Source organism: Candidatus Blochmanniella chromaiodes str. 640 (genome assembly GCF_000331065.1).
Taxonomy (GTDB): Bacteria; Pseudomonadota; Gammaproteobacteria; order Enterobacterales; family Enterobacteriaceae; genus Blochmanniella; species Blochmanniella pennsylvanica.
Window position 1 is genome coordinate 408,972 of sequence record NC_020075.1, and the last position, 23,717, is coordinate 432,688.

Here is a 23,717-nt window from a genome sequence, read left to right on the forward strand (position 1 = left end):
AACTATATTACCTATATAGTGGTAATAGTAAATGAGACATGATTAATATTGTCTTTATTATATCCAAATGGATAATGTAATCGCTTCTTGCTTTTATCTTATTTCACTTTTTAGATAAAATTAAGTAATATTTTACTATAATGTATTTTTTAAAAACTACATGTTAATAAAAGATTATTTTGTAAGAATTACCTTTTATAACTGTTATGCGTGTATGATTATGTTATCTTAGGAATTGAATTACTTTCGTAATAATAAAGATTATCTATGATAATCACATTGTTATGCCCTTTATACAATATTTAATTTGAATTAATTAGTATGAATGTTTTTGACTTATTTTTGGAAACTAATATTTTAGTACAAATTAGCATATTCATATTAATTGGATTTTCTGTTTTATCTTGGAGTATTATCTTCCATCGTATTTTCGTACTAAGTTCAGCACAGAGAAAATTAAAAGTATTTGAAAATGAATTTTGGTCTGGAATAGATTTATCTAGTTTATATCAAAAAGCTGCAGCTCATCGTAATAAATTAAATGGAGCTGAACAAATTTTTTATGTAGGTTTTAAAGAATTTTCTAAGTTATATCAAACAAAACATTGTTCACCTGAAACAATGATGTCTAGAACACTGGATAGTATGCATACTGCAATAAATATAGAATTAAAATCGTTAGAAGATTATATTCCATTAATAGGTACAATCGGATCCATTAGTCCATATCTTGGCTTATTTGGAACTGTATTAGGGATTATACACGTTTTTATAGAATTAGGTAAAACAACAACGACAACTAACAATGTCGCCACTCAGATGATGCATATGCAAATTGTTGCACCAGGTATTGCTGAATCATTAATTTCTACAGCAATTGGTTTGTTTGTAGCGATTCCAGCGGTTATAGCATTTAATTACTTAACTACACAAATAAACAATATGGATCAAGATTATCACAACTTTATAGAAGAATTTATTACGATTCTATATCATCAAATTTTTTTTAATATTGATTCTGCGCTAAACAAGGAAAATCAATATGAAGAGAAAGCGTATCAGAAACACGATTAAGTCTGATATTAATATCATACCGTTTTTAGATATATTATTAGTTCTTTTAATGATCTTTATGTTAATACCATCTAAATGGATACAAAGCTTTGAAGTAAATTTGCCAAATAGCCCAGTAACACCAAACATTATCAACAATGAAAAACTTATAATTACTATTGAAATTTTAGGAATGGGATTCTATAATCTCATTATTAATACTAAACATGTAGAGAAAGTGCGTTTAGACCAAATTTCATCAGAAATAAGTCATCAAACACACATCGCTCCTAATATAACGTGCTTGATCGCTGCTTCAAAAACTGTAGAATACGACGAAATAATTAAAGTATTGAATTTGTTAAATCAGATCGGTATACATTCAATTGGAATGATAACAAATCCTTCCGTTTGAATACGGAACGATATTCTTACACAACTTGGATGATAATTATTAAATTTGTTTAATAGATATTACAAAAAATTTAGATCCGCTGTTATAATATCAATCATTGTACATGTGATCGTTTCTTTATTGCTATATAAACACATAATAAAAAAGCAACAACAATACGCTACTAAAATAGCTAATAACAAAAATTCAATTAATACCTTCATTCACAACTCTAACCCGAAAAAAGAAAAAAACAACAACATACAAGATCAATCAAATCGATTCAAAATAACAGAAGCACAGCCTCCATTGGCAGGACCAACAGCAGCCAACACCCCTAAAAAGAAAAGTCAAGATCAATCAAATCGATTCAAAATAACAGAAGCACAGCCTCCATTGGCAGGACCAACAGCACCCAACACCCCTAAAAAGAAAAGTCAAGATCAATCAAATCGATTCAAAATAACAGAAGCACAGCCTCCATTGGCAGGACCAACAGCACCCAACACCCCTAAAAAGAAAAGTCAAGATCAATCAAATCGATTCAAAATAACAGAAGCACAGCCTCCATTGGCAGGACCAACAGCAGCCAACACCCCTAAAAAGAAAAGTCAAGATCAATCAAATCGATTCAAAATAACAGAAGCACAGCCTCCATTGGCAGGACCAACAGCACCCAACACCCCTAAAAAGAAAAGTCAAGATCAATCAAATCGATTCAAAATAACAGAAGCACAGCCTCCATTGGCAGGACCAACAGCACCCAACACCCCTAAAAAGAAAAGTCAGAATACTATAGAAAACAATATACTAATACATGATAAATTAAATTATCAATCCCATGACTCTAACGAACTCAATAATTTACTGAATACATTAATTAACAAAAAAAAATCTATAGAAAATAACAAAAAATCTAAATTAGACTTGACAACAAAAAAAAATGATAATGAAAATAATATTTCAAACGAAATGATTAAAAGTAATGAAATTAATATATATAAGCATATGATCAGCGAATCAATACAACAAAAATTTTATAACTTTTCGTATTATGTTGGTAAACAATGTAATCTACGTATCAAATTAGCACCTGACGGCACGTTATTATCAGTAACCGCTATATCTGGAGATTACGATTTATGCCAAGCAGCAATTATTGCCGCCAAATTAGCAAAAATTCCTAAACCACCAAATTCAGATATTTACGAAATATTTAAAAACACAATATTAAATTTTTCTCCTCAATAAACAAAATATTTACACATTTATAAAATAATAATAATATATTGGTCCATTAAATAATCTATTTTCATTATAAAATTTTCATGTATTTAATAATTAAAAAAACTCATAAACTACCACACTGGTTGCAAAAAATATCTTTATCAATAATGTTAATTATATTTTTATGGAAACCTGCGTTACTTGCAGATATGCATATCGAAATTACATGTGGAGTAAATGCTGCGCACCCCATTGCTGTAATACCTTTTACATGTGTTAATAATCAGTATAACAAATCAATATCAATTGAAGATATAGCATCAATAATAGCCGCGGACTTACGCAATAGCAGTAAATTCAATACTATTCCCGTAGAATATTTACCACATAAACCCACTAAAGTATCCGATGTCATCCCAACTTTTTGGGAGAAACTGGGTATTAACATTATTGTATTAGGAACAGTACATATAAACTACGATGAAAGTTACATTATTTCATATCATTTAATAGATACTTCCAGCAACCCTGCATTAATAATATCAGAAAATCAATATTCAGTAGAAAAAAAATGGCTACGCTATGTAGCCCATGCTATAAGCAATGAAATTTTTGAAAAGTTAACCGGTATAAAAGGTGCATTTTGTACACGTATTGCTTATGTTTTGCGCATTCATAATGATCAATATCCCTATGAATTATATATTTCTGATTACGATGGTCATAATCAAATTTCAATTTGCCGCTCGACAGAACCATTAATGTCTCCGGCTTGGTCTCCAGATGGAAAAAAAATTGCCTATGTTACCTTTTCCTCCGGCCATTCAGAACTTGTTATTCAAGCATTAAACACTGGGTTAGTTAATAATATTGTTAGTTTCCCGCGCCATAATGGCGCCCCTGCTTTTTCTCCCGACTGCAAAAAACTAGCTTTTTCTTTATCCAAAACAGGTAGTTTAAATTTATATATTATGGATTTAGAATCTGGAGAGATTACACAATTAACTAAAAATAGGAACAATAATACCGAACCTAGTTGGTTTCCAGATAATCAAAATATAGCTTATACTTCAGACCAAGGAGGCAGTCCACAAATATATAAAATTAATGTTAAAACTGCTGAAATTCAAAGATTATCTTGGCTACATACTAGTAATCAAAATCCAAATGTTAGTTCAGATGGAACATTTATAATAATGGTTAATAGACATCAAGGAAAACAAAATATTGCTAAATTAAATTTATTAACTGGACAAGAAGAAATATTAACAGATACACTGTTGGCTGATACTCCTAGTATAGCGCCCAACAATACTATGGTAGTATACAGTAATATTAATAAGGATTTAACAACAAAATCCAATTTAGAATTAATCTCTATTGATGGTCATTTTAAAGCTCATATACAAGGAGATCAAGGAGATATAAGATTTCCAACTTGGTCTCCATTACATTTAGAATAAGATAATAACTATTTTCATTACGATTAACAATTTAAAAATAATGAATAATGGATATATAAATGAAACCAAACAATTTTTTTAAACAACTAATATTCGCGATAAGTGTGAGCGTAGTAATAACTGCATGTTCTTCATTATCTCAGTACGATACTGCTACTCCTAATCAAAAAAAAATTGAATTAAATCATTTTAATCGTACTAGTACAAAAAATAGTAGAGTAATCGATGAACAAATACAATTAAAAACACAAGAATTAAAATCCAATAATGTTATTTATTTTCCTTTAGATCAATATGATATTCCTTCTAATTTTTTTTACTCATTAAACATCCATGCCAATTTTTTATATAATAATCCATTACAACATATTAAAATTGAAGGCCATGCTGATGAACGTGGTACTCCGGAATACAATATTGCATTGGGTGAACGTCGAGCTAACTCTGTAAAATCATACCTCCAAAGTAAAGGTGTATTATCTGAACAAATGTTAACTATATCTTATGGTAAAGAAAAACCAGCTGTATTAGGACAAAACGAAGAAGCTTACTCTAAAAATAGACGCGTTATATTAATATATAAATAATATTCATATGATTAAATATATACTATTTCTATGTAAATTAAATATAATCATCATAATGATGATATATTTTAATATTACAAATAATAATATTGTATATGCTAAAGATGTAAATCATAAGATAGATACCAATCAACGCATTAATCAATTACATCAGATATATGACGCACATAGTCAATGCTTAATTCAAATGCAACAACAATTAGCTGAAAATCAACGAGATATTGATATCTTACGTGGACATATTCAAGATATGCAACATCATATATCAGAAATTATAAATAACCAATCAGCATCACCTCAACATACTAATAATATTTCAAATAAACATAACAATATACACTATTCTAACAATATTCCTGATAAATTATCTAGTCACTCAAACATTCAAAAACCAAAAAAAACAAATAATGCAATGATAATAGATGTAGATACTGCGTATAAACAAGCAGTATCATTAGTATTAGAAAAAAAACAATATAATCAAGCAATAGAGGCTTTCCAGAATTTCATAAGAAATCATCCAGAATCAATTTACCAATCAAATTCGCATTATTGGCTAGGACAGCTTTACTACAACAAAGGCAACAAACATGACGCTGCTCGGCATTTTGCATTAGTCGTAAAGAATTATCCTAAATCATTAAAAGCATCAGATGCATTATTAAAAATCGGTATTATCATGCAAGAAACAGAACAAAAAGACAAAGCCAAAACAATATATAAAAAAGTAGGCAAATTATATCCTAACAGCAATGCAGCAAAACAAGCTCAAAAACGTCTAATACACCTATCATAATAATGAATTATTGTTCGAAATAAATCTTTTATCTTTCATACATTAAAAAATACAAAACAAATAAAATTTACTAGAATTTTTAATTCTAGTTAACATAAAGTTTTTCTTCCAAAATAACAAAAACAACAACCTTCTTATACACTACAATCCCAATTATTTATCAAGTTGCAGCAATTTAATCTACTATTATAATTATAATGGTGTTATTTTATTTATTCTTGATGAATATTCTTATAATATTCTATACAAAATTGAAATATCTGGAGATAAAAGATATTTTTAATAGAAACAATACAATCTAAATATAATTCTATGTATATAGATATCACAATTTAATATATGTATTATCACATATACAATTAATCAAACTAATTCATTATATTAAATGTCATATTTAATATTTAAAAAAAATCAACTAATTTATGTACTAAACAAAACATACACTCATATGATATGTGAGTACACTCATTTTACTCACAAAAAAAATCAATAAAAATGTTTAGAATAATTAAATGTTCTTTTGTTTAAAAAATATTTAATATATCTAAAATGTTTCTTAAATCTGTAGATTTAATTACTCAAGATGAATATTCATGACACTTATATAATGCAAAAATAATCACAAACAATCATAACAAATTTAAAAACAAAGATCCTATCTTTCACATGATTCGCCTCCAGCGTTCCCTATTATACAATTTACTTAAAAAGTAAATTATAAATTTTGAAGATTATCAGTTAAAAAATCTGATAGAACAAATATAGGAAAATAACAAAATAAAACAAAAGTTTTTGTGTTTTTATTACACTTATAATAAGACAAAGATCCAACATCTTATCATTGTGATAAACCTTGTTTTATCCTTTACCAACAACATACTTAAACGGTAGTTTTATCCGATTATGGTTTCTATATTCTTAACACGAATATATAAAATACAAATATATTCACATAAATTTACTATTAATTTATAAGTACATAAAAAATCATACTTATAAAAAATTATGCGTTACATGATCATCATCGTGTAAGAATGAATGATTTTGTTGTATACTCATTTGCAATTCAACGCCATAATACTAACCCACATAGGACCCTTTCCTGATGAATAACGAGACAACATAGTTAATTTTCCATTATCTGAATCAATCTTATATAAAGAGATACAATTTGATTTTTGACCTGCGACCACTAAAAATTTTCCCTGATAATCAATTGCAAAACCACGCGGCTGTTCTTCCGTGAGTTGATAAGCAACAAATTTTAATTTTTTTGTCTTTTTAGAGATCTCCAAACAACTAATAATATTAATAGATCTATCAGTACAATATAACCAACGCCCATTAGGAGTGATATGTATATCAGCTGCCCAACATCGGTTAATGCTGATATTTTTAGGAATTATACTTACTGTTTGAACGATACTTGGAATTTTTTGAAAATTATTATATTTAATAACATTAACAGTACTCGTTAATTCATTAATGACATATGCGTAACAATCGAAATTACAGAAAATCATATGACGCGGACCAGAATCAACATTAATTTTAATAATAGATGGATCGTATGATGTCAACATTCCAAACGAATTTATGTTAAATAACCTAATAGCATTTTCCTTCAAACAAGGAACCCAAAGTAATTTTTTGAATTTATCTATATTTGCAGAATGACACCCTAACAGGCCTTCTATAATTTGTATAGGGCTACCAAGAAGCATTCCTGACATACTTATAGGAATCACACTCACCGTATTATTTCTATAAGATGTGCAATACAAAAACGCACCCTTTTTGTCGCTAATCAAATGAGTGGGACTACTGAAGATTTCAATTGTCCCGTGATCCGCTAACAAACCTATCTGATTGATACGATAAGTAGTAATTCCAAAATTGGGACGTATTCCAACATACAAAAATCGCTTATTAGGATGAATAGCTATAGGTTGTGCCTGTCCATGAGTATATATCACCTGTATTAATTCTAGTAGCCCATAAATACTATCTAATTTCCAAACGTGAATTTGCTGACTTTCCGGGCTCGCTACATAAATAATTTGTATCATATATTTATTCGTTTTATAACAATGTATCAAATATAAATAAAAAATCATACTGTATGTGACCGTATTTCAGTATGGGACTACAAACCTATTTTAATTTTTTATTTAATTCATAAAAATTATCACTTTTAAACTGCATTAGAATAAAAATATTATTCGTATATGCACGTATTAACAATTTAAGTTTATTTCGATATTACGCATCATACAATTAAAATAGCCAATCTAAAACAAGCAGTATATAATCACTTCATATGTTCGTAAACAAAAAAAAATAAGAGAACAAATTATGCATATAACTAAATTAGTTTTAATAAGACACGGAGAAAGTCAATGGAACAAAGAAAATAGATTCACTGGATGGGTTGATGTAGACTTATCAGAAAAAGGACGTTCTGAAGCGCAATGCGCTGGTAGAATATTAAAAAAAAATGGATTTTTTTTTAATTATGGATATACTTCAGTATTAAAACGAGCAATTCATACTTTATGGATCATATTAGATCAATTAGATCAAGCATGGCTCCCAATAGAAAAATCTTGGCGACTAAATGAACGTCATTATGGGGCACTGCAAGGATTAAATAAAGATGAAGCCATAAAAGAATATGGCTACAAAACAATTCAAAAATGGCGTCGTAGTTTCAATGTTATTCCTCCAAATATTTGTGAAAATAACCAATTTATTGCAACAAATGACAATCGTTATGCTAACATCAGTACTGATGAATTACCTAGTAGTGAAAGTTTAGAACTAACCTTAAAAAGAGTAATCCCTTGTTGGAACCAATCCATAATACCTCATATCAAAAAAGGTCAAACAATTATTATCGTTGCCCATGGAAATTCCATACGCGCTATAATAAAGTTTCTCAATCACTTAAATGAATCAGAAATATTTCAAATTAATGTACCAACAGGTGTTCCGCTAATATATGAATTTGACAAAAAAGCAAATACCGTTCAACATTATTATTTAAAATAATTATTTAAATAATAATTTATTTCAGTTTTTACTTTTGATAAAGTAAGATATACGATTATTTAATATTCATTTGAACTTCACATTCATTTTTAAAATGATGTTATGAAACATTTTGTTGATCACATGATTTGCTTGCGATATAATGCACATAAATTTTTTATTTCAATCATTTTTGAAGGTGATAAGTATGGATCAATTTCCCCGTTTTCAAAATACAGCGTCAGAACAGGTCAATAACGCAATACAGCCGTATATCTTGCAAGTATTTGGGTGGATGTCTTGCGGATTATTGTTGACAGCCTTTGTTGCTTGGTACGCTTCCCGAACTCCGGCAATACTTCAATTATTATTTTCTAATCAAATAATATTTTTTAGTCTGATTATTGGTCAACTAGCATTAGTATTTGTTCTTTCTGGTATGGTAACACGATTAAGTGGTTCTTTAGCAACTACCTTATTTATGTTATATTCAATGTTAACAGGCTTAACCTTATCCAGTGTATTTATACTGTATACTACGTCATCCATATCTAGCGCGTTTGTCGTGACGTCAGGTATGTTCGGAGCAATGACATTATATGGGTATACTACTAAACGAGATTTAAGCAGTTTTGGTAATTTATTATTTATGGCGCTAATTGGTATAGTACTAGCCTCAATGGTTAATTTATGGTTGAAAAATACAGCTTTAATGTGGCTCATTACATATATTGGCGTTATTATATTCGTTGGTTTAACTGCGTATGATACTCAAAAACTCAAATCTATAGGAGCATCTTTATCTATAGACAATCAAGATCAATTTCGTAAATACTCGATTATAGGAGCATTAACTTTATATTTAGATTTCATTAACTTATTTTTAATGATAGTCCGTATCTTTGGAAATCGCCGTTAATAATAAGCCGCATATAACAACAATAGCTCGGCCTATTGTTTATCCCAAACAATAGGCCGAGCTATTGTTGTTAACTACCCCACCCCCAAAAAAATTATTAAGATAATACACTAAATTTGAAATAAAAACTTCAATATATCCCCATCCTTTACACAATAATCTTTACCTGCATAACATATCTTACCAGCTTTCTTTGCGCCTAATTCCCCACGATAAAAAATAAAATCATCGAACTTAATAATTTGAACACGAATAAAACCTTTTTTAAAATCACTATGTACTTTTTTAGCTGCTTCTAATGCAGTCATTCCGGCTACATATATCCAAGCACGTGTCATATGCGAATTAATAGTAAAAAAAGTACGTAAATTTAACACAGACAAAATAACACTAACTATATCACACAATATATCTGTTTTCTGTTTCATACCTGTTTTAAAACGATCATCTCTATTTTTTGATGAAGATAACATTGCACAATATGAAATCAATGGTATGCTATTATTAAATGCAAATGCGTGCAATTTATTTAAATAGGTATTATTCGTAACAGATTTTTCATCAATATTAGCAAAATAAATAATTGGTTTGTTAGTTAAAAAATTAAATTTTTCAATATTCGTTCTTTCTGTATTAGAAAGATATACCTTCCTCAAAAGAACTCCATCATATAAATAATCTAAACATTTTTTCAATACGAATAGCTGTTGTTCAATATTTTCGTTAATAAGTTTATGTTTTTTTTGTAAAGTACAAATATTTTTTTCGCACTGAGAAATATCAAATAATATAAGTTCGGTATTAACAATGTCCGCATCTCTACAGGGATCTATATCATTAAAAACATGAACAGTTTGATTATCATCAAAACAACGTACCACATGACACAATACTTTTGTTGTTTGAATATGATTTAAAATTTTGCTACCTAGACCAATACCTTGAGCAGCCCCTTTTATTAAACCGGCAATATCTACAAATTTAATCTTACCATGTACTGTTTCACGTGACGCAACAATACCTGCTAATTGATATACACGCGGATCAGGTATCCGAACCACAGATATATTGGGATGAATAGTACAAAAAGGGAAATTAGCTATTTTAACAGGTGCATTAGTCAATATGCTAAATACAGTAGATTTACCTACATTCGGTAACCCGATAATACCACAATCAATTTGCATAAATTTTTTTAACAATCAAAAAATAGATATTAAAATTCATTGTTGCAACCAATATTTTTATAATTAAAATTAAACACTTTTAAATCAACATTTCTATAAAAAATCAGGATTATAGGAATGTAGTTGATTCATAACTTCAATAAATTTTTTATTAACTATACTTTCAGTATGTAATATTGCTTCATTAATTACATGGTTAATCTTATATTTCTCATAAATAGTTGGTTTATTTAACACAAAATCAATGACTTTACTTTTGTTACCAGGATGACCTATCCCAATACGTAAACGATAAAAATCATATTTATTATGAAGTTTAACGATAACATCCTTTACGCCACGATGACTATTATTAATATTTTTACCTAATTTAATACGTATTACGCCAGGCGGTAGATCAAGATCATCATGTGCAATCAATATTTCCTGTGGACATAATTGATAAAAATCAACACATTTAGATATTGCAAGTCCATTATTGTTCATATTCGAATCTGGTATTAATAAATGCACAATATTAGTTGCTAATTTTAACCTCCCAACATATCCACAGAATATAGTATTTTTACTTAGTATTACTTTATATCTTGTTGCTAAAGATTTAACATATCTGGCACCAAAATTATGTCTGGTATTAAAATAACTCGTTTCAGAATTTCCTAATCCAGCAATAAGCTTAATAGTCATTATTATATACACCACTACACAATTTTATAAATTTAAAATTTAATTAATCCCAATATTTATGTTATAAAAATATATTTTTACTTGAACACATATACATATATTAAAAATCGCTTGATATTTTCATGGTATATATTTTAGTATAATACTAGATTTTCTATCATTAAAATGATAATTAAACAATTAACATGAAGAAAAATACAATATTTATATAAAATTAATATTTTTATATATACAACATAATCTTATTAATGATCAAACATAGCAGAAATTGATTCCTCATTGCTAATACGCCGAATTGTTTCAGCAAGCATACCAGACAAAGTTAACACACGTACGTTAGATAAAGATTTTATTTTTGGTTTTAATGGAATAGTGTCACAAACAATAATTTCATCTATCATAGAATTTTGAATATTCTCATAAGCATCTCCAGAAAAAATTGGGTGGGTAGTGTACGCAAATACACGGCGAGCTCCTCTTTCTTTCAAAACATCTGCAGCTTTACACAATGTTCCCCCCGTATCAATCATGTCATCTACCAATATACAATCACGATTACATATATCCCCAATAATATGCATAACTTGAGAAATATTAGCGCGAGACCTTCGTTTGTCTATGATTGCCATATCAGTATCGTTAAGTAATTTTGCAATAGCACGAGCACGTACTACCCCTCCAATATCTGGGGATACTACAATAGGATTATTAAAATTCTGTTGTGTCATATCTTCCAATAAGATTGGACTCCCGAAAACATTATCTACTGGCACATCAAAAAATCCTTGTATTTGTTCAGCATGTAAATCTACCGTTAAAATTCGATCCACTCCCACACTAGATAAAAAATTTGCTACAACTCTAGAAGTAATAGGTACTCTAGCAGATCGCACTCTTCGATCTTGACGAGCGTATCCAAAATAAGGAATTACAGCGGTAATTCTAGCGGCTGACGCGCGTTTTAATGCATCAACCATAACAATTAATTCCATTAAATTATCATTTGTTGGAGCACAAGTCGATTGAATAATAAACACATCTCCACCTCGCACGTTTTCATTAATTTGAACACTTACTTCTCCATCACTAAAACGACCAACAGAAGCTTTACCGAGATTAATGTATAATCTATTAGCAATACGCTGGGCTAATTCTGGAATAGCATTTCCAGTAAACAGTTTCATATTTAGAAGCATCTCATAATTTTATATTTGCTAATACTATTAAGTATTTATATAATCAATAATGACGATGATAGTAAGACATTTATTAAGATAAAAAAATTATACTACTATATGCGGTACATTTTAATAATTTTTGATGTAATGGAGATAGATTTATTCCGCGTGTTATAATACTGCTGACCCATGATGGTAAATAACTTTGAACTTGATAAGCAAGTTGTTCAGTCTTAAATTCAGCAAAAATACAAGACCCTGTTCCTGTTAGTCGTGCTAATGCGAATTGCGACAAACACGAAAAAAAAATTTTTATTTCAGGAGATATTTTTTTTATAATTTCTTCGAAATCATTATGAAATGAAACAGACAATAACTCTCTCATCGAACGAAATGGAGAATAACAATGATTCTCTAATTTATACATTTGAAAACCCCAGAAAGTATTAATTCGAACCGGTGGAATAAGAATGAGGTACCATTTTTTAGGAACAAAAACCGGTGTTAATATATTTCCAATGCCTTCAGCAAATGCTGAACGCCCATACAAAAAAAATGGCACATCAGCTCCTAGCATCAAACCTAAATGCATTAAAACGTGTTTGTTCAAATAACATCGCCATTGTTGATTAAGTACCATCAATACAGTTGCCGCATTAGAAGAAGCGCCTCCTAAACCAGATCCGATAGGCAATATTTTATCAAGAAAAATATCTGCACCGAATACCGGCTTTTTATTTGGCCAACAATAATGTTGCAATAATTTTGCCGCTCGTATAATTAAATTATCACGAAATACCAAATCATTCATAATAGTAAATAATCTAATTCTACCATTATTTGTTACAAATATTTTGATCGTATCGCCATACTCAATCAACTGAAACAATGTCTGCAAGTAATGGTAACCGTCTGCACGACATCCAGTTACGTATAAAAATAAATTAAGTTTTCCTGGAGAGGGCCATTGATAATTCATCGTACATTCCAATGATTAATTATTAGCTTAATATGATGTTGATCATAATGCGCATCCAAGACTTTAGGCAAAATTGGTATACTATTAGTATAATAATGACGATAATATATAGATATATTTTTATTGCCATAGCAACAATTTACATGAGATAAGCAGCCTATAGCATTCAGATTATATTCTGCATTACTACCAGGTAATCCAAGTATCCATTGTTGTAATTGTTTTAAAAAATAGTTGAAATCCACAATCCATTTTTGTATTTCATTTTTAAAATCATTATTTTGATAAATTATACCATTTAAAATACAAATAACTCCATTTTCTACAGATATAGAAATTATAGTTAATCCTAAAATATTAAATAATTTCATGCAATGATTATTATCATTATTATGAATCCAAATAAACCTAAAATGCATCTTCTTTTGGTGATTAACTGAATAAATAATAGTACCTTGTGTTTGATAATAAAATATCCGGGATATTGATTTCTTATGATTATTCCACATATATACCAATTTATCTTCATACAAACCAAAATTATGATGATAAACGCAGGAAACACAGATCAACATCACTATACCAAACACTCTAAAACATCTATGTTGATACATTTAAATATTAAAATTTAAAAAACTATCTGTTAAAACATAAATTTTATTTATTGTATTCATATTAAAATTCACATCTTAAATGTAATCATCTATCTGCTAATCAAAAGAAATAATGTTTTGAATTATCTAAATATTTATTAAATTTGTTATTTAACATTTTTAAACAAAAACACACAATTGTTTCTATTTAATTCTTTAAATCCCAATACTTTAATTTTCACTATTCATTCAGATATTCATATATATATTACTTTATTAAATAAATAATCATAATAATTAGGTATCATTTAAATTAATAAAAAATTTAAACATTGTTTTGATAATCTTAATTATATACACAAATACAATACTTAATAACTGCTAAAAATCTATTTAATAATAGATCTTCATTACTCACGAGGTATATATGTTTTAAAAAAATAAAAATTAAATTATTTTATAAATAAAAAATATATGATACCATTTTGGTATGTTGATACTTTAATATTTTTTATAAAAAGACGTGTATAGTTCTATTAATATTCACGTGTAAATGTGGTTTAAATATAATTAATGGTATATAAAAAGATCAATAATATCTTCATAAATACAATATATATATAAATTATATTGATAATTATTGATGTTATCAATTTTTATCTAAACAAAAAACCACCTCTCCTTAAGATAAGGATATATGAATTCTATCATTGTCAATAAACTAATAGCTTTACAGGAACGTTTTAATGTATTAGAAAAATTACTCAGTAAACCCAATGCTATTGATGACAAAAAACATTTTTGTACATTAGTTAAAGAACACGCTCGACTATCTGAAATAGTTGTTTGTTTTGAACGTTGGTTGGATATAAAACAAGAAATCATTAATACAAAAAAATTGCTTGAAGATGTAGATATGCATGATATCGCTCAAGATGAGCTAAAGACATTCTATTTAAATCGGAATAATATTGAAAAAAACTTAAAAATACTACTATTACCCACTGATTCTAATGATAAGCTAGGTTGTTTTATTGAACTACGGGCTGGAACTGGAGGAAAAGAAGCAGCAATTTTTACGGGAGAATTATTTCGAATGTATGTTCGTTATTCAGAGGTTCGTCGATGGAAAATGGAAATTATCAATGCTACTTATGGAGAATGCGGTGGTTATAAAGAAATTATTGCTAAAATTCCTTATAGAGGTGCATATAGTCTCTTAAAATTCGAATCTGGAGGACACCGCGTTCAAAGAATACCGCATACTGAATCTCAAGGTCGCATTCATACTTCCACTTGCACAATCGCTGTAATTCCAGAGATACCAGATATCGAATTGCCTAGTATTGATCCTCATGATTTAAGAATCGATACCTTTCGGTCATCAGGTGCAGGAGGACAACATGTAAATACTACCGATTCAGCAATCCGTATTACCCATGTACCAAGTGGATTGGTTGTGGAATGCCAAGACGAACGCTCGCAACATAAAAATAAAGCCAAAGCATTATCAGTACTTGGTTCCCGATTACATGCTATCGAAATGAAACGTCGACAACAAGAAGTATCTTACACCCGACGTAACTTACTAGGTACTGGGGATCGATCTGATCGAATTCGTACATATAATTTTCAACAAGGCAGAATTACTGATCATCGTATTTCTTTTACATCATATAAATTAAATGAAATAATGAACGGAGAATTAGATATCTTGATACAACCCATCATTCATCAACATCAATCCGATCAACTTAATAAATTATTAGAATTAGAATAATGACATGGGATCAATGGTTACATTGGGCCAATTTAAAACTAAAAAAATCCATCAGCCCAAAAAGAGATGCAGAGATTATTTTAGGTCAAGTTACCAAAAAATCTCGCGCTCAATTGTTAGCATTTGGAGAATCATTATTAGAATATGACACTATTATTCAGTTAGAATCTTTAGTCTATCGAAGAAAAAAAGGAGAGCCTATAGCTTATCTCGTTGGTTCAAAGGAATTTTGGTCCTTAGATCTTAAAGTTTCGCCAGGTACATTCATTCCTAGACCAGATACTGAATGCTTAGTAAAACATGTATTCGATTTATTAAAAGTATCTCATTTAAATGTTTTAGACTTAGGAACTGGAGTAGGCACAATAGCTTTAGCTCTTGCATCAGAACGACCAAACTGGAATATTACAGGAATAGACTGTCAAAAAGAAGCATTATTTCTTGCTCATAAAAATAAGCTTTTACTTAATTTTAAAAATGTAAAATTTATATATGGAAATTGGTTTAAATATCTAAGAAATAAAAAATTTAATCTCATTGTTAGCAATCCACCATATATCGATAAAAATGATTCATGTTTACAATTCAGAGATATGATTTTTGAACCTAAAAATGCATTAGTATCAAAACAAAAAGGTTTAGAAGATTTAACAGTAATTTGCAAGTATTCCACTCAACATTTGCGTCAGAATGGATGGCTGGTGTTGGAACATGGATGGAATCAAGGAAATTATATGCGCGCGTTATTTTTTAAATTTGGATTTACTCATATCCATACAATACGTGATTATCATCATTATGAGCGCGTAACATACGGAAAATGGAAATCCCATTAAAATATTATATTAATAAACGCAAATATATAGTACAATGTTTAATTGACAGAATAATGTAAGTTAAATAAATAAATTAAAAGCCAATAAAACATTACAACTTGAATGACCGTAAAAACAAGATATTTATATAAATCATATTTTTTTGTTGTATAAGTATTAAATTTAACTAATATTTAATATTATAATGGATTTACTTGATTAAATTATAGGTAATTAATGATCATTATGTAACCGGTACACTATGGTTGTCTTTAATAAAAATTAAAGCTATTACTAATAAATTTACAGTTTTATAATATTAAAATTATAAAAAATATTGGATATATATACATGCAACAATTAATAGTCAATATCTCTGATATAAAAGTATCCAACAATTTACCGTTCGTATTATTTGGAGGAATGAATGTTTTGGAGTCACGAGACATAACCATAAAAGTTTGCGAACATTATGAAAAAATAACTCATAAACTCAATATACCTCATATATTCAAAGCATCTTTCGACAAAGCAAATCGTTCATCAATTGACTCATATCGTGGACCAGGATTAGAAGAAGGGTTGCGTTTATTTCAAGAATTACAGGAAATATTTGGCGTTAAACTTATGACTGATGTACATGAAATTTACCAAGTAAAAACTGTATCGGAAGTAGTAGACGTACTACAGATTCCTGCATTTTTAGCTCGTCAAACTGATTTAATTGCATCTATTGCGCAGACTGGTATGCCAATTAATATAAAAAAACCACAATATATGAGTCCTACACAAATCGTACATATTGTTAAGAAATGTCGTTCATTTAGCAATAAAAACATTATTTTATGTGAACGAGGCACGGTATTTGGTTATGATAACTTGATAGTAGATATGCTAGGATTCAACGTAATGAATCACGTTTCCAAAGGTTGTCCGATAATAGTAGATGTCACGCATGCTTTGCAAAAACGTAATCCATTAAGTCCTGTTTCTGGAGGAAGAAACAGACAAATTTATGATATGGCTAGAGCCAGCACAGCAGTAGGCATAGCCGGATTATTTCTTGAGGCACACCCTAATCCTCATCGTGCTAAATGTGATGGATCTTCTGCATTACCTTTAAATCAATTAGAAAATTTTTTAACACAAATAAAATCTATTGATGAACTAGTTAAATCTTTTTAAAACCTTACACTAGACTAAAATTTTAAATTAATAATAAAAAATTTTCTGATTGAAAATCATTTCTTAAAAAAACATGAATTTTTTTTATATTTCATATAAATATCTTGAATTCATTTTATTTGTCATGCAATTAGGAATGTTTACAACTTTTAAAATCACTATAATCATGATGATATCTGTTTAAAAAATTTTTACTTAAAATATAAATATATAAATTCAATAACACAATATATACTAATTATAGTAAAAAAATATCATAAATTCAGTATAGATAAATTAAACATTTAATATTTTAACAATTAAGTTTTACTGAGCTCAGTTATCAATAACAAATAAGAATATGATCCTAAAATAACTTAGAATATAATATTAACTCAAAAATCATAAAAAATGATACTTATTGATTTTCTAAATTTTGTTGGATATCCATCATTTTTATTATCATTTATAAATTTTATTATTATTATATAAATTTTAAATTTTTATTAATATTCATCAATATTATTACATTAATGACAAATGTTGACAGATTATATCTGTATCATGTATAATAATGACTTGTTATGATTAGTCTATTTTTTTTACAAAAACCCATATCAATAATGTTGCAAACATTACATCATTGTAATACATCAAGAATCATAATGATGAAATATGATTATTTAAATAAAAATACAATACGATACAATATATTAAAGAATATAATAATAGTACCTTTTGTATTTATATAGTAAATAAAAAATAGATATATATATTAGTTACCTGTAAACATTTTATTAAAGAATTCTGGGGTGTTTTATTTTAAATAGACTTAAATTAAATTATATTTATTATATTTTTTAATACATATTAATAAAAAAAATTATAATACAGAATTAACTTAATTTTAAGTATTAAATGTATTGAAAAATTAATTAATAAATTATTATTTATTTTAAAAAAATCATAATCTTCATAAACTCAAGATAAAAAGACTTATCAATTTATTACAAATAGAATGATTAAACCAAAAGATGACAGGCACTACTAATCATAAGTTCCGCATTTGGTAAAACACAAAAAAAGAATCAACTTCTAAACATGAACCTCCGTATACTTCTTATAAAATATATATTTATTAATTAAAAATTAATATTGTTATTAACAGTTTAAAAAACATCAGTTAAATTCAACATAGTTTTTAGTATTTTATGTTCTTCACGCACAATAATATTATGATAGAATGAAATAAGCGTTACTACGTGAAGAAAACATTTCATATGTATCCAATAAATTTAAAATATTTACAAGTACTTTATTATTTTTTTCAAAATAAATTGTTATCCCTATAAATTACATTATAGGGATAACAATTGAATATATAAATGATATATTTAATATTTCTACATAATGGATATAGTATCCAATGAAAATTAAAAAATAAACTTAAAACATTCAATCCTATTATAACAAATGACTATATGAAATATTTATAGTATGAATGAATCATAAATGTTTTCTGTAACTTTACGAAAAGAAAAATCAATATAATTATATTGTATCTCTTCTATAAGTTTATCGAGATATGTATTTAAATTTACGTAAAAAAAATATTTATTTAAGCAGACAATGGTTAAGTTTATTGATATTGTAGACTTAATACATCATAATTTAAACATTAGGTTTATTATACAGACTATAATGTAAGATGACATGTAATTGCTTTCTTGCACATATTTATTAGGACACGCAGTGAAAAAATTAGTCTGTTATAATGCAGACCAAATAGTATTCAGTCCAATAACAAACATAGGATTTTATTATGACATAGATCTCTATTATTGCCTTATTCAAGATAACCTAGTAATTATAGGAAACACAGCTAATGATTGTTAATAAAAATACAAATATTATAACCAACTTTATCTGCAGGAAAACTAAATTAACTTTATCTATCATTTGCTGAAATATATAAAATATCAATTATAAATAAAAAATATTTACCCTATTGAACATACCAGGTTATATTATCATGAAAAATATATAAATATATATCATGGACTACATACTCAACATTAATTTTATCAGAATTTTAAATTCTCTAAAATTTCTAAATTTTACTAGATTGAAAACAGTAAAATTAAAAATTACACATACTTGTAGTCTCTACAGAACAAAAAATAAATAATGTATAACTCACAAAAATATGTCACAAGTACCTAAAAAAAATGATCATCGCAACCTTGCGAAACAACTACACTTATACCATACACAAAAAGATGCTCCCGGTATGGTATTTTGGCATCAAAATGGATGGATTTTATTACAAGAATTAAAAAAAATTATAAGAACGCAACTTAAAGAATATAAATATCAAGAAGTAAAAAGCCCTACCATGATTAATCATACATTATGGAAAAAAACAGGCCACTGGGATAATTATCATGAACATATATTTACTACTTCTTCAGAAAGTCATGAATATTGTATTAAAGCGATGAATTGCCCAGGACATATTCAAATTTTTAATCAAGGTATTAAGTCTTATAAAGATTTGCCTTATCGTATAGCTGAATTTGGAAATTGTCATAGAAACGAACCATCTGGGTCTTTACATGGACTCATGAGAACACGCGAATTTACCCAAGATGACGGTCATATTTTTTGTACAAAAACACAAATATTCGACGAATTAAACCACTGTATTAAAATGATGTATGATGTATATAATACATTCGGTTTTAAAACGATTTTGGTAAAATTATCTACTCGTCCTGCAAAGCGAATTGGTACAGATTCGATATGGGATACGGCAGAACAACATTTATCTACTGTACTGCAGCATAATAATATCTCATTTCAATATCAACCTAATGATGGTGCATTTTATGGTCCTAAAATAGAATTTGCTTTACTTGATTCTTTAGATAGAACTTGGCAATGTGGTACAATACAATTGGATTTTTCTTTACCAAATCTATTAAACGCACGGTATGTTGATCATCATAATAGTCGCGTAGTCCCAGTAATGATTCACAGAGCAATTCTTGGTTCCATGGAACGATTTATTGGTTTAATAACGGAAGAATACGCAGGATTTTTCCCGACGTGGTTAGCCCCAACACAGGTTGTGCTCATGAATGTCACTGATCAACAATCTGAATATGTTTCTGTTATAGAAAAAAAGCTAATAAATAAAAAAATAAGAACGAAAGTAGACTTGAGAAATGAGAAAATAGGATTTAAAATTCGTTATTATACCTTACAACGCATACCTTATATGTTGATTTGCGGAAATAAAGAAATGAATCAAAATACAGTAGCTATACGTACATATCGAGGTCAAACATTAAAAAACTGTAATATTGATATATTTATAAAAAAATTACTATCCGAAATTAACAGTTACAGTCTTTATCAAATGGAGGAATAACATATTATTAAATTCGCAAAAAAAATACAATCAATACGATTAAATCGTATTAACAGAGAAATTAGTGCTGTAAAAGTCCGACTAACCGGAGTAGATGGAAAACAAATTGGTGTAGTCAGTTTACATGAAGCGCTGAAGCAATCCGAAGACATCGGTCTTGATTTAGTTGAAGTGAGCCCTAATTCCGATCCACCTGTGTGTAGAATTATGAACTACGGTAAATTTTTATACGAAAAAAACAAATCTACAAAAGAACAAAAGAAAAAACAAAAGGTGATTCATGTCAAAGAAATAAAATTCAGACCAAGTACTGATGAAGGAGATTATCAAGTCAAATTGCGTAATTTAATTAAATTCCTTAATGAAGGAGATAAAGTCAAAATCACCTTACGTTTTAGAGGAGGGGAATTGGTGCACCACCAACTTGGAGCAAAAATATTATACCGAATACGTCACGAATTGCATGAATTAACAACAGTAGAATTTTTTTCTAATAAAATTGAAGGGCGCCAAATGACTATGATTTTAGCGCCAAAAAAGAAATAATAATTCACATTATCTATATATCAGCGTCAACGCATATAATGAAGGAATTATAGGGGTTAGTTTATGCCTAAAATTAAAACACTTCAAGCAGCTAGCAAACGATTTAAAATAACAGCCTCAGGGAAATATAAGTATAAACATGCCAATATGCGACATATTTTAACAAAGAAATCTACAAAACATAAACGTCATTTACGTCAAAAATCTATACTTCCCAAAATTTATTTAACTACAATTATGAAGTATTTACCATATATATAGATTAATGCTGTTTTAATGATTAGGGCAAACTTCAATATATGCCATCGCTTACATTATTAGGAGAGCAGTACATATGACACGCGTAAAAAATAGTGTAGTAGCCCGTGCTCGCCATAAAAAAATTTTAAAACAAGCAGCAGGTTACTATGGCGCAAGATCACGTACTTATCGTGTTGCCTATCAATCAGTTATAAAATCTGGACAATATTCGTATCGCGATCGTCGTCAGAAGAAACGTTTATTTCGTCGATTGTGGATTAACCGCATCAACGCCGCATCGCGTAAATATGGTATGTCTTATAATCGTTTAATAAATGGATTACAAAAATGTAATGTATGTATTAACAGAAAAATACTTGCTGATATAGCTATTTTTGATAGAGAGACTTTCTCTGCTTTAATCGATAAAGCAAAGATTAATTGTGAACATACATAAATCTACTCAATCAAAAATACATATTCATGAATTATTAAACTCATAATGATAATACAAAAAACTCGTATTAATAATATTTAATAATTAACACAGTTAGTCAAATTGAAATATCATACAATTATTAATTATACATATTAATTAATCAAGACAGCACTATATGAAAATAGTGACACGGGGATATCTATGTCATTAGATCCGGTAAAAAAATTAGTTATACTAGCAAAATCAAATATAATGCAATCTAATAATATAGATGCATTAGAAGCAATACGTATTAAATTTTTAGGTAAAAAAGGATACCTAAACCAACATATTAAAAATCTTAATGATACCTCATTAGATATTAAACCTAAATTAGGAGCAGCTATTAATCAAGCTAAAAAAGATATATACACATTACTTATTGAACGAAAAAATATTTTACAATCAAAAAATATAAAAAATACCCTGATCACTGATACATTAGATGTTACTTTACCAGGACGGTTATCAGATATAGGAACACATCATCCAATAACAAGCACTATAAAACGCATGAAGATTTTCTTTAACACTTTAGGTTTCTCCGTAATACATGGTCCAGAAATTGAAGATGATTATTTTAATTTCGACGCCTTAAACATTTCCAAGTATCATCCTTCCCGAGATGAACATGATACCTTTTGGTTTGACGAAAAACGCCTACTTCGTACGCACACTTCCGGCGTTCAAATACGTGCTATGATTAATAAAACTCCCCCAATTCGTATCATTTCTTTTGGACGAGTATATCGCAAAGATTACGATCAACATCATACACCTATGTTTCATCAAATGGAAGGATTAATAGTAGATTCTAATGTTAACTTCAGTTATCTAAAAAAAATATTATATGATTTTTTGTATAATTTTTTTGAAAAAGATATTATTTTGCGTTTTAGACCGTCTTATTTTCCATTTACAGAACCATCGGCAGAAATAGATGTAATGAAAAAACAAGAAACTGGAAATTGGTTAGAACTTTTAGGATGCGGTATGGTACATCCCAAAATATTACATCATGTTGATATTGATACAGAAAAATTTTCAGGATTTGCCTTTGGAATAGGAATAGAACGATTAACAATGCTACAATACAATATTGACGATATACGAGTTTTTTTCAAAAATGATTTACAATTTCTTGATCAATTTAAGTAATATAAGGATT

Annotated in this window: 22 protein-coding genes; 16 read left to right on the forward strand and 6 right to left on the reverse strand. The window is 28.2% G+C overall.

Annotation, left to right across the window (positions count from 1 at the left end; all coding sequences use genetic code 11):
* Positions 1 to 321: 321 nt before the first annotated feature.
* The 6 genes from tolQ to ybgF all read left to right on the forward strand — a co-directional run bounded on the left by tolQ (position 322) and on the right by ybgF (position 5,520).
* Positions 322 to 1,074, forward strand: coding sequence for a protein TolQ (gene tolQ, locus BCHRO640_RS01715; protein WP_015344598.1), 753 nt, complete (start codon positions 322 to 324; stop codon positions 1,072 to 1,074).
* Positions 1,043 to 1,468: a biopolymer transporter ExbD gene (locus BCHRO640_RS01720; protein WP_015344599.1), complete on the forward strand. Its 426-nt coding sequence runs from the start codon at positions 1,043 to 1,045 to the stop codon at positions 1,466 to 1,468. The genes tolQ and BCHRO640_RS01720 overlap by 32 nt, the downstream gene beginning before the upstream one ends.
* Before the next feature lie 45 nt (positions 1,469 to 1,513).
* The gene (gene tolA, locus BCHRO640_RS01725) at positions 1,514 to 2,698 is read left to right on the forward strand and encodes a cell envelope integrity protein TolA (RefSeq protein WP_015344600.1); all 1,185 of its coding nucleotides are present in this window, start codon (positions 1,514 to 1,516) and stop codon (positions 2,696 to 2,698) included.
* Positions 2,699 to 2,841: 143 nt separating this feature from the next.
* The gene (gene tolB / locus BCHRO640_RS01730; protein WP_041567607.1) at positions 2,842 to 4,137 is read left to right on the forward strand and encodes a Tol-Pal system beta propeller repeat protein TolB; all 1,296 of its coding nucleotides are present in this window, start codon (positions 2,842 to 2,844) and stop codon (positions 4,135 to 4,137) included.
* A 59-nt stretch (positions 4,138 to 4,196) separates the two neighbouring features.
* Positions 4,197 to 4,724 (forward strand): peptidoglycan-associated lipoprotein Pal, encoded by a 528-nt coding sequence (pal, locus tag BCHRO640_RS01735; protein WP_015344602.1) that lies wholly within the window; start codon positions 4,197 to 4,199, stop codon positions 4,722 to 4,724.
* A 7-nt stretch (positions 4,725 to 4,731) separates the two neighbouring features.
* Entirely contained in the window at positions 4,732 to 5,520 is a 789-nt protein-coding gene (gene ybgF, locus BCHRO640_RS01740; RefSeq protein ID WP_015344603.1) for a tol-pal system protein YbgF, read from the forward strand.
* Positions 5,521 to 6,575: 1,055 nt separating this feature from the next.
* On the opposite strand, the gene pgl is transcribed toward ybgF, so the two are convergent.
* The gene (gene pgl, locus BCHRO640_RS01745) at positions 6,576 to 7,589 is read right to left on the reverse strand and encodes a 6-phosphogluconolactonase (RefSeq protein WP_015344604.1); all 1,014 of its coding nucleotides are present in this window, start codon (positions 7,587 to 7,589) and stop codon (positions 6,576 to 6,578) included.
* Positions 7,590 to 7,875: 286 nt separating this feature from the next.
* Between pgl and gpmA the strand changes: the two genes are divergently transcribed.
* Positions 7,876 to 8,571 (forward strand): 2,3-diphosphoglycerate-dependent phosphoglycerate mutase, encoded by a 696-nt coding sequence (gpmA, locus tag BCHRO640_RS01750; protein WP_015344605.1) that lies wholly within the window; start codon positions 7,876 to 7,878, stop codon positions 8,569 to 8,571.
* Between the two features lie 187 nt (positions 8,572 to 8,758).
* Positions 8,759 to 9,469, forward strand: a complete 711-nt coding sequence (locus BCHRO640_RS01755) for a Bax inhibitor-1/YccA family protein (RefSeq protein ID WP_011282887.1) — start codon at positions 8,759 to 8,761, stop codon at positions 9,467 to 9,469.
* A gap of 110 nt (positions 9,470 to 9,579) precedes the next feature.
* On the opposite strand, the gene ychF is transcribed toward BCHRO640_RS01755, so the two are convergent.
* From ychF to lolB, 5 genes are all read right to left on the reverse strand, one after another.
* Positions 9,580 to 10,656: a redox-regulated ATPase YchF gene (ychF, locus tag BCHRO640_RS01760; RefSeq protein ID WP_015344606.1), complete on the reverse strand. Its 1,077-nt coding sequence runs from the start codon at positions 10,654 to 10,656 to the stop codon at positions 9,580 to 9,582.
* A 93-nt stretch (positions 10,657 to 10,749) separates the two neighbouring features.
* Entirely contained in the window at positions 10,750 to 11,343 is a 594-nt protein-coding gene (gene pth, locus BCHRO640_RS01765) for an aminoacyl-tRNA hydrolase (protein ID WP_015344607.1), read from the reverse strand.
* Positions 11,344 to 11,588: 245 nt separating this feature from the next.
* Positions 11,589 to 12,539 (reverse strand): ribose-phosphate pyrophosphokinase, encoded by a 951-nt coding sequence (locus tag BCHRO640_RS01770; RefSeq protein WP_171805065.1) that lies wholly within the window; start codon positions 12,537 to 12,539, stop codon positions 11,589 to 11,591.
* Positions 12,540 to 12,612: 73 nt separating this feature from the next.
* Positions 12,613 to 13,500 (reverse strand): 4-(cytidine 5'-diphospho)-2-C-methyl-D-erythritol kinase, encoded by an 888-nt coding sequence (ispE, locus tag BCHRO640_RS01775; RefSeq protein WP_015344609.1) that lies wholly within the window; start codon positions 13,498 to 13,500, stop codon positions 12,613 to 12,615.
* Positions 13,497 to 14,114 (reverse strand): lipoprotein insertase outer membrane protein LolB, encoded by a 618-nt coding sequence (gene lolB / locus BCHRO640_RS01780; protein ID WP_015344610.1) that lies wholly within the window; start codon positions 14,112 to 14,114, stop codon positions 13,497 to 13,499. The genes ispE and lolB overlap by 4 nt, the downstream gene beginning before the upstream one ends.
* A 676-nt stretch (positions 14,115 to 14,790) precedes the next feature.
* Here lolB and prfA point away from each other — a divergent pair.
* From prfA to pheS, 8 genes are all read left to right on the forward strand, one after another.
* Positions 14,791 to 15,873 carry a peptide chain release factor 1 gene (prfA, locus tag BCHRO640_RS01785; protein WP_015344611.1) on the forward strand — a complete coding sequence of 361 codons (1,083 nt, stop codon included), beginning with the start codon at positions 14,791 to 14,793 and terminating at the stop codon, positions 15,871 to 15,873.
* Complete coding sequence (prmC, locus tag BCHRO640_RS01790) at positions 15,873 to 16,709, forward strand: peptide chain release factor N(5)-glutamine methyltransferase (protein ID WP_015344612.1); 837 nt, start codon at positions 15,873 to 15,875, stop codon at positions 16,707 to 16,709. The genes prfA and prmC overlap by 1 nt, the downstream gene beginning before the upstream one ends.
* Before the next feature lie 330 nt (positions 16,710 to 17,039).
* Entirely contained in the window at positions 17,040 to 17,873 is an 834-nt protein-coding gene (kdsA, locus tag BCHRO640_RS01795; protein ID WP_015344613.1) for a 3-deoxy-8-phosphooctulonate synthase, read from the forward strand.
* A gap of 2,185 nt (positions 17,874 to 20,058) precedes the next feature.
* Positions 20,059 to 21,285, forward strand: coding sequence for a threonine--tRNA ligase (gene thrS / locus BCHRO640_RS01800; RefSeq protein ID WP_015344614.1), 1,227 nt, complete (start codon positions 20,059 to 20,061; stop codon positions 21,283 to 21,285).
* Positions 21,286 to 21,291: 6 nt separating this feature from the next.
* Positions 21,292 to 21,831 (forward strand): translation initiation factor IF-3, encoded by a 540-nt coding sequence (gene infC / locus BCHRO640_RS01805; RefSeq protein WP_011282897.1) that lies wholly within the window; start codon positions 21,292 to 21,294, stop codon positions 21,829 to 21,831.
* A gap of 63 nt (positions 21,832 to 21,894) precedes the next feature.
* Positions 21,895 to 22,092, forward strand: a complete 198-nt coding sequence (gene rpmI / locus BCHRO640_RS01810; protein WP_015344615.1) for a 50S ribosomal protein L35 — start codon at positions 21,895 to 21,897, stop codon at positions 22,090 to 22,092.
* Positions 22,093 to 22,165: 73 nt separating this feature from the next.
* Positions 22,166 to 22,528 (forward strand): 50S ribosomal protein L20, encoded by a 363-nt coding sequence (gene rplT / locus BCHRO640_RS01815; RefSeq protein WP_015344616.1) that lies wholly within the window; start codon positions 22,166 to 22,168, stop codon positions 22,526 to 22,528.
* Positions 22,529 to 22,711: 183 nt separating this feature from the next.
* Positions 22,712 to 23,707, forward strand: a complete 996-nt coding sequence (pheS, locus tag BCHRO640_RS01820; protein WP_015344617.1) for a phenylalanine--tRNA ligase subunit alpha — start codon at positions 22,712 to 22,714, stop codon at positions 23,705 to 23,707.
* Positions 23,708 to 23,717: the final 10 nt, after the last annotated feature.